The organism is Novosphingobium sp., from assembly GCF_031424035.1.
Lineage (GTDB): Bacteria > Pseudomonadota > Alphaproteobacteria > Sphingomonadales > Sphingomonadaceae > Novosphingobium.
Window position 1 is genome coordinate 1 of sequence record NZ_JANPGP010000106.1, and the last position, 1,880, is coordinate 1,880.

Below are 1,880 nucleotides of genomic sequence, written 5' to 3' on the forward strand. Positions count from 1 at the left end.
CTCGCATCGCGGCAAGATCGACCACGCAGGGCACTCCGGTGAAGTCCTGCAGCAGCACGCGCGCCGGGCGGTACTGGATCTCGCCTCCGGTCACCGGGTTCTTCTGCCAATCGACCAGCGCCTGGATGTCGCCGGTCGAGACAGTGAAGCCATTGTCTTCGAAACGCAGCAGATTTTCGAGCAGGACTTTCATCGAGAACGGCAGGCGGCTGATATCGCCGTACTTCACGGCGGCGGCTTTCAGCGAGTAAAAGGCATAGTCCTTGCCGCCCACGTTCAGCGTGCTGCGTGCGCCGAGCGCGTCCTGTCCGACCTGGGTCATCCTGCCAATTCTCCTGTTGCTGGAGCCCCGCCGCGCGCGCCCTTCGCAGGTGCAACAGGCCGGACTTTCGGCGCCGCCGATGCGCGTGAATCCGTGGCGCGTCAAGGGGGCGGAAGGTGACTCACAACCCTAAGCCGCCATCCCGAGCACGAAATCGACATGCACGCCGTCGTAAGGGAAAATCACCCCCCGGTTCTCTCGCTGGAGCAGTCCGGCGTCGAGCAGGGCAGTGACATCGCCATGAACCGCTTTGACGTCGCGGCTGACCCGGCGCGCTGCTTCGCGGATTGAAACCTCACCTGCGCCGGTGAGCGCCTGCAACAGTTGCCAGCGCTTGCGTGTCAAAACCTGCCAGAGCAGTTCGACGGTGGCAAAACTGATCTGTGCGCCCTGCGCTTCTCCGCTGAACGCGGCCAAAGCCCGTGCCGTAACTGCGGCGCGCGACGCAACCGAAAGTGTGACGACGTTGGTGCTTACCTGCTCAGCCATCGGTCTACATCCTTCCAGAAATCCGCTAACAACTGCTCAAATGTGGAAAACCGGTATGCGCTCTCCGCGCCTTCCTCGTGGCGGTGATCGCCTTTGCCGGCTTCGTTGTCATACCGCATCACACAGCGGCCGTGCATCACCAGCCCCAAAGAGTACTTTAACCGGTGCTGCGATCCCTGCACTGGCACCGGAACGCGCCAGATCAACAATTCGACGAAGGCATGCTCAGCCACGACATGGCGTTCGTGCAGCAGCTTGTCCGCCTTCATGTTGGACCATATGCCAACGCCGCGCTATGTTGTCAATCAGTCCAACGCTGCAAGCCTAAAGCGCGGTCTGCTCCGTATGGGCGGTTCGTTCGGTGCGTGCGGCGATCCAGCAGCCGAGCACGATCAGTGCGACTCCGCCGAGCGTCGCGAGGGTCACCGCTTCGCCGAACATCAGCCAGCCGATCAAGGCGGCCCAGATGAACGCGGTATATTCGATCGGCAGCAGGACCTGCGCTTCGGCGCGGCCATAGCCCCAGCTCAGCAGCATCAGCGAGACCGCCGCCAGCGCCGCGCTTCCGGCGATTGCATAGGTGGATTGTATGCCGGGCAAGATCAGCAGGAAGGGCGCGGCCAGGGTCAGGAACAGCCCGGAAAAGCCCATCTGGAACAGTGCAACCTCTTGTGGCCCCGCAAGCTGCGCCTGCTTGCGCTGGAAGATCAGGTTGAAGGCATAGAGCACCGCCGAAACCAGCACCGCGCCGATCCCCCACACCGCATCATGGCTGAACCCGCCCGCGCCCAGCCGCCCCGCGCCAATCACGATCACCCCGCCGAAACCGAGCAACGAGCCGACAATCGCGCGCCGCTCGATCCGCTCGCCGAGCAGTACAGCGGCGAGGTACAGCGCGATCAGCGGGGCGATGAACGAAAGTGCGATCGCCTCGGCCAAGGGCAGGCGGATCAGCGCCCAGAAAAAGGTCACCGCCATCACCGCGCTGATCGCGCCGCGCAAGGCATGCAATTTGAGCGCCGCGCGCTCGGGCCACGCCCCGCCGCCGAGCTTCCACAGCGGCAGCATC

The 1,880-nt window shown here is 63.9% G+C and carries 3 protein-coding genes and 1 pseudogene; all 4 read right to left on the reverse strand.

What is annotated here, in order from left to right; all coding sequences use genetic code 11:
- Positions 1 to 322: pseudogene (locus tag RMO89_RS14305) on the reverse strand (aconitate hydratase); the annotation flags it as partial.
- 129 nt (positions 323 to 451) lie between these two features.
- Entirely contained in the window at positions 452 to 811 is a 360-nt protein-coding gene (locus RMO89_RS14310; protein WP_310533921.1) for a transcriptional regulator, read from the reverse strand.
- Positions 796 to 1,080, reverse strand: a complete 285-nt coding sequence (locus tag RMO89_RS14315; RefSeq protein WP_310533923.1) for a DUF6516 family protein — start codon at positions 1,078 to 1,080, stop codon at positions 796 to 798. Before RMO89_RS14315 ends, RMO89_RS14310 begins: the two co-directional genes overlap by 16 nt.
- A 55-nt stretch (positions 1,081 to 1,135) precedes the next feature.
- Positions 1,136 to 1,880 (reverse strand): DMT family transporter (locus RMO89_RS14320; protein WP_310533924.1); only part of this gene is annotated, 745 nt, incomplete at its 5' end.